Genomic DNA, 14,728 nt, shown 5'->3' on the forward strand with positions numbered 1-14,728 from the left:
ACTGAGGTGTGATGTCTCGTATGGTATAGATGAACTCGGACGCCCTTACTTTCTCAGGTACCGCTTCATCGTTTACACCACGAAAGTAAGGGAGAATAAAGTCTATTCTCGCTGAGAAGCGATAGCGCGCGTTTCACATAATTTTCACGAAGCCTATGCCACCATTTTTCGCCAGCACTTAGCATTAATGCACAAGGACACATTACATTGGCCAATTCATTAAAAATCTTGATAGTTGAAGACCATAGCGATATTAGTCATAACATTGCCGATTATTTTCAGTTGCATGGTGCAGTGACTGACTTTGCCATTAATGGTGAACAAGCAATTGAGCTGGCACTTGGTGAATATTATGACTGTATCGTGTTAGATATTATGCTGCCAAAAAGTAATGGGTTAGAGGTCTGCTCTGCTTTAAGGGCAAACGCGACGCGACATATACCGATCATTATGCTGACGGCCAGAGACACGCTCGAAGATAAGTTAGTTGGCTTTAATATGGGCGCTGATGACTATTTAACAAAACCTTTTGCGTTAGAAGAGTTATGGGCGCGTTGTAACGCACTATCACAACGTCATTTATTAAATTGTACACATACATTACAAGTTGGCCCAGTGTCTTTAAATAAGCAAACTCAACAGGTTGTCCGTGATGGGCAGGCTATTATGTTGCAACCGATACCACTACAAATTTTGACAGTTTTATTAGAAGCACACCCTCGGGCAGTGAGTCGCAGCGAGCTATGCGATAAAATTTGGGGGGATGAACACACTGATTCAGATGCTTTGCGCTCGCATGTTTATCAATTACGCAAAGTACTAGATAGGCCATTTGATAAACCTGTTATAAAAACGCTCCATGGTGTTGGATTTGCGTTAGATAGTTTATAACGAAGCTGATATGGATGATTAAAGAATGAAAACGGATCAACTGAGAAACCGGGTAATAGGGTACTTCGTTTGTACTACAGTCGTAATTAGTATTTTGTATAGCGTAACGAGTTTTCTATTTGCATATAATGTAGAAGACAACTTTTTCTATGCGCTATTGAAAGATGAACAAGTGGTAGTTGAAAAGCAGCTAGCTCAAGGGAATTTACCCGATCCGAGACTTGAGTTTATTAGGTTTTACCCTAACGAGGACACGTTGCCCCGCACCGTCCGTCTATCTTGGTTAAATGACCCAACAAGTGCAGAAGTGTCTGATGGTAACGGGTTACATTATCACTTTTTATCTTTGACCCCTGGGTTTTTGGTGGCTGAAGTCAGTGATCATTTGATTGTTAGAAAGTTCAGAGAAGGTATGTTGTATTTTTTATTCGTTATGTTGGCGATTGCAATATCAATTGCGGTTGTTATGGCGTTAGCATCATATAGTGTGGCTAAAAGGTTACTCAAGCCACTTGATAGCTTAATGGCAATTATTGAAACTGCGCCAGTTGAGAGGCTTCCTTCAGGATTTGCTCATAAGTTTAAAAATGATGAAATAGGCACTTTTGCAATGACATTGGAAGCTGCGTTGAAGCGAATTCGCTCATTTGTTACCCGTGAGCAAAACTTTACCAGAGACGTGTCGCATGAGTTACGCACACCAGTAACGATTAGCCAAGGTGCGATTACCTTGCTTAAGCAAACAAATTTAGATGAGCAGCAGTTAAAGTTGATGTGTCGTATAGAAAATGCACAACATCAAATAGAGCAAAGTTTGCAAGCACTGCTTGCGTTGGCAAGAGAAGATCATGAAACCAAAGGGACGAGTAAATTATTAAAGCTAGTAGAGCAAAGTATTTTACAACAATATCAATACTTGAAGAACCCAGAAATTGATATTGATGTGGTAATCAATAGAGAATGTGAAGTACCTATAGAGCCAATGAGCTTGTTGATTTTACTGAATAATTTAATCGGAAATGCATTCAAGTACACAGAACAAGGTTGCGTTAGTATCCGCTATTGTGCGCCAGTATTAACCATTACGGATACTGGTAAAGGAATAAGTTCAGAGTTACATCCTCATGTACTTGAGGCTGGCACTAAAGGGACTGATAGTGAAGGGCTAGGACGAGGACTAAATATTGTTAAAAGGCTCTGTGAACAACTTGATATTGGCTTTGTACTAGATTCAACCAGAGATGGCACTCAGATCAGTTTAACGTTTTAACACCGAACTCCCGTTATTAGGTATGTTTTATTGTGTTGCACAGTATTTTAGCCCATGCTTAAATTTATAGTGCTTCTTAGTAATGGAGAGTATGATGGTCTCGGTTAAATATACTCACTCTATAACGCTTACCCAATCAATTGATATACCGTGTGTAAGACGCTGTTGTTTGGATAATAACGATGTATGTATCGGCTGTTATAGAACACTCCAAGAAATTTTAGACTGGCATGAGTTATCGACTGAACAAAAGCACTCGGTAATACAACAGTGCAACCAGCGAAAGTTGAGCCGTGAGCGCTAGAGTTGGCTATGCTATTTTTCAGCAGAGCATTTTACTAGGCATACTGTGAAATAAATACTGTCAAGTACGCGTTGGGCATCGATATATGTCGCAATAGCTCATCGCTAATTTTTTGCGATTGTTGATTGTACAGTGCTTACAATGTGAACTTAGAAAGCAGTGATTCTTGTTCGTGTGCATGGCCTGCTAATTTCCCACTCGCCGTAAATTGCTTATCAGCAAAGCTTCCGACTTCTACACTAATGTCATTGATATAGCTGGTATTCTTATTGATCTCTTCAATAACGACACTCTGTTCTTCTATCGCAGTGGCAATTTGAATATTGCGATCCATAATCTCTTTAACAGATTCAGAAATGTCGCTGAGCATGACGGTGGCCTGCTCTGTTTGTTCGACGCACGACTGTGTTTTCTCTCGACTTGAGCCCATTGCGCTTTGTACTTGGTTTGAAGAAACCTGTATTTGACCAATCATGGATTTTATTTCAGTGGTTGACTCTTGTGTTTTAGACGCAAGCGAGCGAACCTCATCAGCCACGACTGCAAACCCTCGCCCTTGTTCACCTGCGCGTGCCGCTTCTATTGCTGCATTAAGGGCAAGTAAGTTAGTTTGTTCGGCAATGCCATTTATCACTGATAAAATGTTCTCAATGCTTTTACTATACTCGGCTAATTGCGTGCTTAATTCATGTGACTTAGATATTTCGTCAGATAAATCCGTGATATGGGAGCGAGCCAAACTGAATACCTCTTGTCCTTGCTCGGTTTTTTCATTCACTTGAGTGATAGAGGTTGCAGCTTGCTGTGCACTACTTGCAATTTCCGACGACGTGGTACTCATTTGATGCATCGCAGTTGCTAAGCTTTCAATTAAGCTTACCTGCTGATCCAATCGTTGTGTTGACTGAGTCGATAACTCTCGGGCTTCATCACTACTATTAACAACAAGATCGGCGCGCTCTTTAACGCTTTTTACTAACAGCTGTAGTGATTCCAAAAAGCGGTTAAATTGTCGAGCAACCGTTCCACATTCATCTTTGTTTATGATCTCTAATCGTCTGGTTAAATCTCCTCCACCACTGGCCATTGTTGTAATGGTTTGCTCTAAATCTCGTAGTGGCTGAAGCAGCTTAATCGCTAAACTTCTCATGATGACTGATCCGAACAAAATAGCCAGTATAGCGATCACAAGTGAGTTCACCGTGATATCAGTTAATGTACTATAAACTAAGCCTTTGTCCATGAGTACTGCCAGGTACCAGTCAGTCCCAAACTCATTTTTCAGCTGGTGTAAATAAAATATTTTTTGACCATCTCTGGTTGCTATTTCAATGAGTTGATCAGATTGGTTGGTATTTAAACCAGGGTACAAGCTATTGACGTTTTTACCATTATAATCGCTTTCTTGGTGAGAAATAATGACCCCACTTTGGTCGACGAGAAAGGCGTATCCGGTATTATCAAAATTCACTGCGTTCACTGTTTTAGCAATGGTATCTAGGCTTAAATCTCCCCCGATAACACCGGCAAAGCCATTCGCGGTGTTTATCGGAGACACAACAGACAGTAACAAGTCACCTGTGGCAGCGTCGGTATATGGGCTTGTAAAAACCGTACTTTGTTTTGATCGCGCGAGCTGGTACCAAGGTCGTTGTTTAAAATCCACATTCGGAGGGTTTTGTCTATTTGGGTCATTAGAGCGTAAGCCGGTCTCTGTTTCTAGCGTCCCAAAACTGAGTAAAAATGCGGTACGAAAGTAAGGAGTGTCCAGTACTCGTTGAAATTCACTTGGGCTAAAATTTTGCTCTAACTGACTTTTTACAACTTCTATTTGATGTGCTTTGGATGCCAGCCAGTTGTCAATACTGATGGAAAGTAAAGCGGCATTATCCGTCACATATGCGCGTGTCTTATTTTTCATCGAGTCATTGACGAACCAGTATGTCGATAATGTTGTAACGCAAATGATAGTCAGAATAACGAGCGCTGAGGCGACGGAAAACTTAGTACGGATTTTCATTATAATTTCTACCGCTGATTAAAAAACACTCATGTATGCAAAGTGTTGACTATAATTCGATTATTCGCAACCCTTAAATGTGAACAAAATGGAAAATGTAACTTACTCAAATATCAGGGTGTTTTGTGTATTGATCAGTTGCGCAACGATACCTGCATATGCAGCACAAAGACCGGTAACAATGGCTGATATTCAAGCACTTGAAGCACAGCTTGCCGAGCTTAAAGCTCGCCTAATAGCACAAAGTTCTAACTCTCAGTCAATTCAAGCGGTGAAAAGGCCACTAGCAAAAGACAAAACGAGAGAGTTATCGGCGTTACATTCGACAACACAAGTAGAGCCTAAGCGTGAGAAAGAGGTACGAGTTTATGCAACGGTAAGGCCAACATTTGGGTTAATTGATGAGCAAGATGAAAGTAACTTAGATGTGCGAGATGCGCTATCTCATACCGGTATTAAGGCGGTTCATGAGTTTCAACCCGGTTGGCGTGCTGAATTGCACGGTGAGTGGAGCATTGATTTGGCGAATGAAGGCAACTTTGGTCGCTCTAGACGCGCTTATACTGCTTTATCTACGCCTTATGGGCGTTTTGGTATTGGCAAACAAAGACCCGCTCAGTACTTATTTATAGCTGAGTATGTGGATATTTTTAACCATGGTGCGAGCCCTTTTGCCTATGACCCAGAAAGTATTTTCTTCGTCGATAACTTGGTGACGTACCGTTATGAAACGGGTCCTGTTACGTTTATTGCCGTGGGGCAATTTGACGGTAAGGAGGGGGATAACCAAGCTGACTTAATTAATATCGGTTTGAGCTACGATAAAAATGGCATTCATGCTGCTGTAACATATCAACATAATACTGCCTATGAGCAAGAGCAAAAACTGGGAGACAGCACGTTGTGGTCAGGGGCATTGGCTTACCAGTTCACCGATGATTTTTATGCAGCGCTTGCTTATCAAGCGAAGGAGTATGATTACTTTACGGGAAACCGAGATGGGCATACTTTTGACCTGTCGATGGCTTATCAGCTTACTAAACACTATAAGCTTAAAGCAGGCTTTTTTGATTTTGATGACGGGCATATAAGCCTAAATCCAAATAACCAGAGCTTTGACGGATACAATCTAACGTTAGAATGGCTACCTGTTGATTCGCTGCGCTTACATTTGGAGTACCTAACGAAATCGTTTGATAATAAAAATGAATTTGACTCGATTTCTGTTGGTTTTAGATATGATTTCAGTACAAAGTGGCAGTATGAATAATGGGATATAAAGTACTTTTAGTGATTTATTGTGTGGCCGTATTAGTGAGTTCAACGCTATTCGCACAAACAACATTAGAATCTAAAGTGCAAAAAGTAACTATTTTAGTGGATGATAGTTACCCTCCATATACCTATGAAAGTAATGGCTACTTATATGGGATTTATGTTGATTTAGTGCGCCAAGCTGCACGTTTACTAAAAGATGAATACGAGATAGAGTTACAACCTGTGCCTTGGAAGCGGGGTGTTGCCGCGCTGGAGCAAGGGGCTGCATTTGCGTTGATGCCCCCGTATATTCATATGAAAAAAAGGCCTTTTATTTGGCCTTATTCCATCGCATTACAAGAAGAAGCGGTGGTTGCTTTTTGTAATCAAGGTAAGACCCTTGTCAATGTGTTATCACGACCTGATTCAGCTGAGCCAATTAATGTTGGGCTTAACGCTGGTTTTATGATTTTAGACGCTGCACTAATGGAGGCGCAAAAGCGTGGCAAGATCAAGGTATGGGAAAATAGGAATATACGTTCAAATATAATGAAGATGAGTAAACAGCGTATCGATTGTTATATTAATGATAGGTTATCTACGCTTATTGGTTTGAATAATATCAGGCATTCAGATCCGAGTATTCGACTAGAACAGTTTATTGAAGACAAAGTGATATTACGGCGTACAGCACATATTGGTTACTTAAGGGAGAAAAGTAAAAAATACCCATTTAAATATGATTTCATCAATAAAATGGATGATGCGCTAAAAATAGTATTAGAACGCCAAGAAGATGGTGTTAAGCTCCAATAAGCCGGTTTGTATTATTCTAATAGTACGATTTACATAAACAATGAAGCTGGCACGTTGCGTCACCATGTGTTGTAAAGGCTAAAATGTTTGGCTACAAAACTAGTAGCCGAACTTTTGTTGTATTTTACCTAATGCACGTTTGAACCAAGGTAAATTATCAGCGTTGTTTGATGTAGGCTCACTAGTAACATGTGAAGATGTTGCTTCAGGCGTATGGTTCGGTTTGTCACTGTTTACTTGTTGATTTACCGACTCTAATGGTAATTGCCATTGATAGCCTTTGCGAGAGAAAGTCTTTACTGCGTCATCCCCAAACAGGGCTCTGAGGTGTCCAATACTTTGAAATACCATTTGATCAGAGACGGTTTTCTCTGGCCACACCTTTTTAAGTAATTCGGCTTTGCTGTGCACTTTGTCTGTATCGAGTAGTAATATCGCGAGCATTTGCGCATGCTTCTCTTTAATGGAAAACTTTTTACCAGCATTAAAAAGCGTGAGCGTATCGCAATCAAACTCAAAATCATTAAATCTGAATTTCATGATATTTTTCATACCCCAATTGGGACGTACCTGTTTTTATTTTTTTGCAAGCATAACATATTCATTACAAAATCGGGATGTAATCGTTAAAAGTTATTTATATAACTGAAGATAAATCATATTAAGTGCATTGAATTACTACTAAAGGCAGATATGCTGGTGTTTTTTAAGCACTTTATGGTTGTTACGTATCTATGTGCCCCAGAGACCTTGATGGGTCTAATTGATCACGCACACGGCGCTTGAGTATTTTCGCCTCAGGAAATCCTTCATCTAACTCCCTGCACCAAATCAGTGTGTTATTGTAATATATTTTAAATGTTCCTTTGCTCGCGGGTGACAATGATACTTCAGCTAAGTCATCAGAGAATGTAGAAAGAAGCTCTTGAGCTAGCCAACCGCTACGAAGTAGCCACTGGCATAACACACAATATTGAATTGTTATTTTAGGTTTGTGCAATGAGTTCAGCCTTATTCTTACGATGCATAAAGGGGAAATTACCTGATGCGTAGGTAAATGAAAAGTCTTATCGCAGTTTATGAGCAGGAGACAGGCCAAGTTTAAATTAAACTTCTAGCAAAAGTATTTTTTTTGTACATTGCTCTTGAAAACAAATAAATCACCCACAGTAATGTTTAAGCTTATGGAAATAGTGAACATTGAGTTTGGGGAAACAAGGATTTGGAATTCCATTAATTTTTTTGTTGTGTAGTTGATTTTTATTTGGTATATTTCTTCTCTTGATTTTAATAATCATTATTGTAATGTCCTTTCTTACCCTGATCCAGTAAGCCAGCATTAAAAAAACGAAAGCTGAATTATTGTACGGCGACCAAAAGCAAGACTCGAAATCTCGTTGCTAAAGTAAAGTCCTCTTGAACATGTTTACATGTTGGAATATCGTCAAAACTGTAGTGAAGCTTATATTAAATTAATCCAGTATAGAGTCTGGATACAAATTATTGTGAGTTTTCTATGTCATATGAATATAACGGATCTATGATCCAAATCGCACATCCAGTGCAATCTATTTCTGTAAATAAAAGTACCGTAATTTATGCGGACAGAACAGGAATGAAAAATACTCGGTTCGCCACAACTGGTGATGCCCGAAGTTTTATTAAATGGCTTACTGCAAAGCATTAAGCCATGTATGCTCAGTATTCACAAAGTGCTTGTCTTTTTTAATTAAGAAAGGGCTTTGTGTTTACTAAACCTTCTTATCTTTGCGATTTCTCGCCTTTCCTGTAAAGTTTTACTTCGAACTAGCTAGCCATTTATCTATCTCTGTATACATAAAATCACGAATAATGGGTTGTGCCTTGGCATTTGGATGTAAATTATCATTTTGCATCAGAGAGTTATCGACAGCGATTGAAGTCATAAAGTACGGCATTAAATATGTATTTGTTTGCTCTGCCACAGACTGATAGCTTTCGGTAAACATACGGGTATATCGCGGCCCCAAATTCGGCGGAATTTGAATCTCCATTAGCGCTACTTTGGCACCTGATTGATGACTCTTTTCGACTAATTGCGTGAGATGCTTTTTTAGTACCTTAATTGGAAAACCACGAATCCCATCATTACCACCGAGTTCAATTAAAACGTGACTTGGTTTATGTGTTTGTAGCCAGGCGTCAATTTTGAGTAAGGCATTGTCTGTTGTCTGCCCACTAATGGCTGTATTGATTATTTCGATCGGCTTTTTTTCTGCTGCGTATTTATTTTGTAACAAATAAACCCATGCTTGGGCTTGTTTCAAGCCGTAGCCTGCGCTTAAGCTGTCACCAATGAGCATTATTTTGTCTTTTGCGACGCTAGTAAATGGAAGCAGCGTTAAGATAAATAACACCGTAAACTTTAGGAAAAAACGAGTCATGTCAGTACTTTCTCAATTAAATATAATTCAAGTCGCTGGGTTAACCAAACGAGTGAGTACCCTCGAAGGGGACCTTACTATCCTTAGCGAAATTAATTTTTCTGTCAAGTCTGGGGAGTCAGTTGCTATTGTAGGGGCATCAGGCTCAGGTAAGTCAACGCTACTGAGTTTATTAGCTGGGTTGGATATTGCGACTGACGGTGACATACACCTTGATGGTGATGCTTTAAGTACATTAGATGAAGAAGCAAGGGCACAAGTTAGGGCGCAAAAGGTAGGATTTGTGTTTCAATCGTTTATGTTGGTGCAAAGTCTTACCGCATTAGAAAATGTGATGCTTCCGGCAGAGCTCGCTGGTGATGTTAATGCCAAGGAGCAAGCGATTGCGTTACTTGAGAAGGTAGGGTTGTCTCATCGATTGGCACATTACCCCTCTCAACTTTCGGGAGGAGAGCAACAAAGGGTGGCCATAGCTCGCGCTTTTATTGGTGAACCGAAGATTTTATTTGCGGATGAACCCTCTGCAAATTTAGATAGCAAAAATGGCCAGTTAATTGAAAAACTATTGTTTGATTTGAATAAACAAAATGGAACCACATTAATTTTAGTGACGCATGATGAGCACCTTGCGCAGAGTTGTCAACGTGTGATTCATATCGAAGGAGGCAAGTTAGAGCAGATCAGTGAAGGGGGAGCGGTTAATGTGGGTTAAATTAGCATTTAAATTGTTTGCTCGAGAGCTTCGTCGCGGTGAGTTGACGATTATATTTGCGGCAATTGCTTTGGCGGTTTTAACGGTATTTAGTTTGTCCTCAGTCACTGAACGAATAGGTTTAAATATTGAGAAAAAAACCAGTGACTTCATTGCAGCCGATCGCAGACTATCTAGTAACCATGCTTTTACTGACAATTATATTAATGAAGCCAATCAGCAAGGGTTAGAAACGGCGTCACTGTTATTTTTTGACTCAATGCTATTTGCAAATGATGAGCTAGTTTTGGGGTCAGTGAAAGCAGTCACTGAGCAGTATCCATTACGAGGCATGGTGGAAATAAAAGACACATTAGAGAGTGTGGGTTATGAAATTCGTGGCGGGCCTAAAAGTGGTAATATTTGGCTCAGTGAAGGGCTATTTTATACCTTGAACGTGAATGTTGGTGACACAGTTGAGCTTGGAGCTGGTCAATTTACCATTAGCAAAGTCTTGGTCAGTGAACCTGATGCGCCGTTTTTTTCACTCGCTGGTAATAAACGCGTATTGTTAAACTATGCCGACATTGGCAGTACAAAAGCCGTTCAAGTTGGTAGTAGGGTATTTCACCGTTTGTTGTTTGCGGGTACTGACGCACAGTTGTCTGACTATTATTTATGGCTAAAGCCACAATTGAAAGAAAATCAAAATTGGGAAGGGGTTAAAGATCGCCAATCACCATTAGGTGAAAACTTGGCGCGTGCGGAGCGATTTTTATTACTGGCTGGCTTGTTCGGTATTATGCTTGCAGCAGTGGCAATGGCTGTCTCTGCAAAACGTTATTGTGAAAGGCAATATGACCCTGTGGCAATGATGAAAACACTCGGAGGAAGCCGAGTTGTAATACGCAAAATATTTTTAACGCATCTCGCATTAGTGACGAGTGTTTCAATTATTATCGGGTTGAGCATCGGCTTTGTATTGCAGTACTTCGGTGCAAATTACCTAGCACAGTTTATGGGGGCGGAGTTACCTAGTGCAGGCATAAAGCCATGGTTATTGTCTGCATTTATAGGTATGACTTGCGCTTTAATGTTTTCATTAAAACCTTTGCTTGATTTGTTTGATATTCCACCTCTGAGGGTCTTGCGCCGAAATTTAGGTGACCGCTTAGCGATAAGCCGTATTCATATGGCATCATCTTTGTTCACTATTTTTTTATTAATGTGGCTATTCAGCGGTGAAATAGTAATTACACTTATTTTGTTTGGATCTAGCTTATTGGTAATTGGAGTATTATTTGGTATTTCTAGGGCGCTTTTCTCATTTGGGAGAAAGTTAGGTTTAAGCCCTGGGTCAAGTTGGTCACTGGCAATTGCAACCTTACAAAAGCGGGCGAATGCCAATGCGGTGCAGCTCATTAGTTTCGCTTTGGCGATTAAGCTGATGTTATTTTTAGTCGTTCTAAAAAATGACATGATTTCAGATTGGGAAATGCAAGTGCCAGCTGACGCACCAAACGCATTTTTCATCAATATTGCTGAACAGGATATTGAACCAATTACCACTTTTTTCAATGATAACAATATAACCCATGAAGCATTTTACCCCGTATTTAATGCACGGGTTAATGCCATTAATGGCGAAGAGCTTGCACGTCGAGTATCAAAACAAGAGGGAGAAGAGCGCGATGAAGATGCTCGAGAGGGTGTTAGCCGAGAACCAAATTTAACATGGCTGTCAGAAATCCCTGAAGGCAATGAAGTGATTGAAGGTGAGTGGTTTAGTAATGGTGATGACATTGAAGTGTCGGTATTTGAAGGCTGGAAAGAAGTACTCGATCTAGAACTGGGTGATACGATCTCATTTTTGGCTAATGAACGGCGTTTTGATGCGAAAGTGACCAGTTTTAGAAGTGTCGATTGGGGCACGTTGAAGCCTAACTTTGTCATGATATTAAGCCCAAATATGGCAGGTAAAACGCCGGTAACTTATTTCAGTGCCGCTAAATTGGAAGCACAGCATAATAAAGGTGTGAGTCAATTGCTGCAGCGTCACCCAACGATGAGTATGATAGATATTAAGAGTCGCTTGGAGCAAGCACAATCAATCATCGCGCAGGTATCGCTTGCGATAGGGTTTGTATTGTCGATTGTATTAGTCAGTGGCGCACTGGTCTTGATCTCTCAAGTCCAGGCCAGTTTAGCTGAACGTATGCAAGAAGTGGTGATTCTAAGAACCTTAGGGGCTAGAGGGCGCTTAATTAAGCTGGCGACACTGTATGAATTTGTATTGCTGGGGGCTATTGCTGGATTTGTTGCTGCCCTTGTGAGTGATGTGGCGTTATTGCTTATTCAGCAGCAGCTTTTTGACGTTGCTGGGCGGTTACATTGGTATATATGGCTTTTAGGGCCAATCAGTGGTGCCGCGTTTGTTGCGACAATCGGATACTTGATGGTGGCAAATACAATGCGGCAAAATACGCAAGGATTATTGAGGAATTTATCTTAAATTGAGGCGAGTATTTTGTTTACATTAAGGCCACATTTCAGTGGCCTTTTTATTGCGTGAATAATCATTGCCTCTCACGCTTGGGCTCTTGCGAATAAGGAGTGAGCATCGGCATCCGTACTCAGTGACTGTTAAGTTAAGTACCTATTTAAGTTATTAATCATATGGTTATATTCTTCAGTTCGGTTTTTTACAACCAGCAAATAAATCAAAAAAGTGGATTCTAGCGTCTATACTCACATTGCAATCAACGTAAAATTTATTAAGTATGGAATGATGCTATGAAGAAACGACTACTCGCTGCTGTTGTTAGTTTGGCTTGTATTAGTCTAAATGTACAAGCTGAAATTAGGATTAATGGTTTTGCATCCATTGTTGCTGGTCAAACGTTAGATGACGATACGAGGTTGTATGGTTATGACGATGATATTTCTTATAAAAATGAGAGTATGTTTGCATTACAACTGTCGTCTGACTTACAAGATAGACTGAGTGCCACAGCACAAATTGTCGCTCGAGGTAACAAGGATTTTGACGCCGAATTTGAATGGGCTTATGTGAGTTATCAAATCAATGATGACTTAAAAGTGAGTGGTGGAAAAATGCGGATCCCATTCTATCGCTATTCCGATTTTCTAGATGTTGGATATGCTTATCGCTGGGTGAGGCCTCCTCAATCTGTTTATAACTTTGCTTTTTCAACATATGAAGGTTTAAACCTATTACACTCGACCACATTGGGCGATTGGGACTCGACAACTCAGCTTATATACGGTTCATTCTCGGGTAGGGTCCCCTCTGCAGCGGGGGCGACTCCAGAACAAGTTGAGTTGAATGACTTAGCGGGTATAAATTGGACTATATCCTATGACTGGTTTAGTGCAAGAGCTGCTTACATCGTTGCTGAAACGACAATCAGTGCCTCTAGTGTTGTCGGCTTAACCGCGGCTCTAAATGGATATGGCTTGAATAATCAAGCAAATAGTTTGCTAATCAGTGAAGATGATGGGGCGTTTTTTGGTTTAGGGTTTTCTATCGATTACGATAATTTTCTGTTTGATGCAGAGTATACCGAAATAGAAGTTGAGAATAGCTTATTGCCAGATCAAACACAGTATTATGCATCCGTTGGGTATCGAATAGATGACTGGACCGTGCATTTAACTTACGAAAATAACGATGATGAGCATGATTCTAATCGGTTAAATACAGTACCGGCTTCCATTTCTGGGCCGAATGGAACAGTTATTCCCGTGTCACTAGATCCAACGAATGCAAATTCACCATTATTACGAGATGTCACTAACCAAGTTTTGTTGGGAGCTAAGCAGGAGAGCAGTACTGTGAGCGTAGGTGCTCGCTATGATTTTCACCCTTCAGCTGCGCTTAAAGTTGATTTAAGCCGTTATAATGATGATATCACTGATCAAGATATAGATGTGTTGGCAGTGGCGATAGATTTAGTATTTTAAGGAGTGAACAATGAAAAGCCAAATTGCTTTATGTTTATTTATGAGTGCCTTTTATGTCAATGCTGAGGTTGCTGTAATCGTGAACGCCAGTAATGGCAATAGTTTAGATAAAAGTGCGATATCAAAAATATATTTAGGCAAGTCGAAATCTTATGCTGATGGGACGAAAGTGAAAGCTGTGGCTCAAACAGGCACATCTGTTGCAAAAGCATTTACGCAAAATGTGGTTGGCAAGTCGAATAGTCAGTTTAAGGCTTATTGGTCTAAGTTGATTTTTACGGGCAAAGGCACACCACCAAATCCATTAAGTAATGACCAAGCCGTCATTGATTTTGTTATGAATAATCCAGAAGGTATTGGCTATATAGATAGCGCCAAAGTGACAGATAAAGTGAAAGTGGTTGGTAAGTTTTAGCTCAACTATATTTTTAAATACAAAAGGCACCACTAAGGTGCTTTTTATGTTTATCGGGCATAAAAAAGATACCTTAATATTCAGAGTGAATTAAATAATGGGTATTAACATGACTTTTCGGGTTGCAACATTAGAAGACTTATTTCGATTGGAGCAGTTTGAATAAGCGGTAGTTGAAGCTGAAAGACCATTCAATGACGCCTTGAAAGCGCAACAAGCACGCTATTATGACTTACCTTTTCTTATCGCCGATAGCCAAACTTATTTACAGGTCGTAGAACACCAAGCAACTATCATCGCGACCGGTTATGTTCAAATTCGCACTTCAAAGTAATCGGTTTTACATGAAAAGCATGGTTATTTAGGGTTTATGTATGTTGTACCAGAGCATCGTGGAAAGGGGTTAAATAAAGCGGTTATTGAACATTTAATTGATTGGTCAAAATCAAAAGGGATATGTGATTTTTATTTGGATGTGTATAGCGAGAATGTCTCAGTGATTAAGGTATATGAAAAGCTTGGTCTAAGGAGTTCACTGGTGGAAATGAAATTGCATTTATAAAGGCAATAAAAGGGTTTTTATGCGTGCATTTGTTAATGCGTACTAAAGTGGCATTTGTTCTAATCGCGAGCCGAGATATAGTTAATACCATGTAA

14 protein-coding genes and 1 pseudogene are annotated in these 14,728 nt (G+C 40.0%); 11 read left to right on the forward strand and 4 right to left on the reverse strand.

Annotated features, from left to right (window positions below):
- Positions 1–201: 201 nt before the first annotated feature.
- From PAUR_RS20520 to PAUR_RS20530, 3 genes are all read left to right on the forward strand, one after another.
- Entirely contained in the window at positions 202–891 is a 690-nt protein-coding gene (locus tag PAUR_RS20520) for a response regulator transcription factor (RefSeq protein ID WP_192510153.1), read from the forward strand.
- A 25-nt stretch (positions 892–916) separates the two neighbouring features.
- Positions 917–2,161 (forward strand): sensor histidine kinase, encoded by a 1,245-nt coding sequence (locus PAUR_RS20525; RefSeq protein ID WP_192509592.1) that lies wholly within the window; start codon positions 917–919, stop codon positions 2,159–2,161.
- 94 nt (positions 2,162–2,255) lie between these two features.
- Positions 2,256–2,465 carry a DUF1289 domain-containing protein gene (locus PAUR_RS20530; protein ID WP_192510154.1) on the forward strand — a complete coding sequence of 70 codons (210 nt, stop codon included), beginning with the start codon at positions 2,256–2,258 and terminating at the stop codon, positions 2,463–2,465.
- Between the two features lie 136 nt (positions 2,466–2,601).
- Here the strand turns inward: PAUR_RS20530 and PAUR_RS20535 are convergent, their stop codons facing one another.
- Positions 2,602–4,485, reverse strand: coding sequence for a methyl-accepting chemotaxis protein (locus tag PAUR_RS20535; protein WP_192509593.1), 1,884 nt, complete (start codon positions 4,483–4,485; stop codon positions 2,602–2,604).
- An 88-nt stretch (positions 4,486–4,573) separates the two neighbouring features.
- Between PAUR_RS20535 and PAUR_RS20540 the strand changes: the two genes are divergently transcribed.
- Positions 4,574–5,755 carry a porin gene (locus PAUR_RS20540; protein ID WP_192509594.1) on the forward strand — a complete coding sequence of 394 codons (1,182 nt, stop codon included), beginning with the start codon at positions 4,574–4,576 and terminating at the stop codon, positions 5,753–5,755.
- The gene (locus PAUR_RS20545) at positions 5,755–6,558 is read left to right on the forward strand and encodes a substrate-binding periplasmic protein (protein WP_192509595.1); all 804 of its coding nucleotides are present in this window, start codon (positions 5,755–5,757) and stop codon (positions 6,556–6,558) included. Before PAUR_RS20540 ends, PAUR_RS20545 begins: the two co-directional genes overlap by 1 nt.
- Positions 6,559–6,657: 99 nt before the next feature.
- Here the strand turns inward: PAUR_RS20545 and PAUR_RS20550 are convergent, their stop codons facing one another.
- Both PAUR_RS20550 and PAUR_RS20555 read right to left on the reverse strand, forming a co-directional pair.
- Positions 6,658–7,098, reverse strand: a complete 441-nt coding sequence (locus PAUR_RS20550) for a winged helix-turn-helix domain-containing protein (RefSeq protein ID WP_225738529.1) — start codon at positions 7,096–7,098, stop codon at positions 6,658–6,660.
- 184 nt (positions 7,099–7,282) lie between these two features.
- A complete protein-coding gene (locus PAUR_RS20555) occupies positions 7,283–7,558 on the reverse strand; it encodes a SelT/SelW/SelH family protein (protein ID WP_192509597.1) in 276 nt (91 codons plus the stop codon).
- 516 nt (positions 7,559–8,074) lie between these two features.
- Between PAUR_RS20555 and PAUR_RS20560 the strand changes: the two genes are divergently transcribed.
- Positions 8,075–8,245, forward strand: a complete 171-nt coding sequence (locus PAUR_RS20560) for a hypothetical protein (RefSeq protein ID WP_192509598.1) — start codon at positions 8,075–8,077, stop codon at positions 8,243–8,245.
- A gap of 109 nt (positions 8,246–8,354) precedes the next feature.
- Here PAUR_RS20560 and PAUR_RS20565 read toward each other — a convergent pair whose 3' ends face one another.
- Positions 8,355–8,981 carry an arylesterase gene (locus PAUR_RS20565; RefSeq protein ID WP_192509599.1) on the reverse strand — a complete coding sequence of 209 codons (627 nt, stop codon included), beginning with the start codon at positions 8,979–8,981 and terminating at the stop codon, positions 8,355–8,357.
- Here PAUR_RS20565 and PAUR_RS20570 point away from each other — a divergent pair.
- The 5 genes and pseudogenes from PAUR_RS20570 to PAUR_RS23690 all read left to right on the forward strand — a co-directional run.
- Positions 8,980–9,693 (forward strand): ABC transporter ATP-binding protein, encoded by a 714-nt coding sequence (locus tag PAUR_RS20570; protein ID WP_192509600.1) that lies wholly within the window; start codon positions 8,980–8,982, stop codon positions 9,691–9,693. The two genes, PAUR_RS20565 and PAUR_RS20570, sit on opposite strands and share 2 nt — an antisense overlap.
- Positions 9,683–12,184, forward strand: coding sequence for an ABC transporter permease (locus PAUR_RS20575; RefSeq protein ID WP_192509601.1), 2,502 nt, complete (start codon positions 9,683–9,685; stop codon positions 12,182–12,184). Before PAUR_RS20570 ends, PAUR_RS20575 begins: the two co-directional genes overlap by 11 nt.
- 281 nt (positions 12,185–12,465) lie before the next feature.
- Complete coding sequence (locus tag PAUR_RS20580; RefSeq protein WP_192509602.1) at positions 12,466–13,656, forward strand: porin; 1,191 nt, start codon at positions 12,466–12,468, stop codon at positions 13,654–13,656.
- Between the two features lie 10 nt (positions 13,657–13,666).
- Positions 13,667–14,071 carry a type 2 periplasmic-binding domain-containing protein gene (locus PAUR_RS20585; protein WP_192509603.1) on the forward strand — a complete coding sequence of 135 codons (405 nt, stop codon included), beginning with the start codon at positions 13,667–13,669 and terminating at the stop codon, positions 14,069–14,071.
- 349 nt (positions 14,072–14,420) lie between these two features.
- Positions 14,421–14,633, forward strand: a pseudogene (locus tag PAUR_RS23690) (GNAT family N-acetyltransferase); the annotation flags it as partial.
- Positions 14,634–14,728 lie beyond the last annotated feature (95 nt).

Origin of the sequence: Pseudoalteromonas aurantia 208, assembly GCF_014858725.1 — a bacterium.
In the GTDB taxonomy this organism is placed as follows: domain Bacteria; phylum Pseudomonadota; class Gammaproteobacteria; order Enterobacterales; family Alteromonadaceae; genus Pseudoalteromonas; species Pseudoalteromonas aurantia.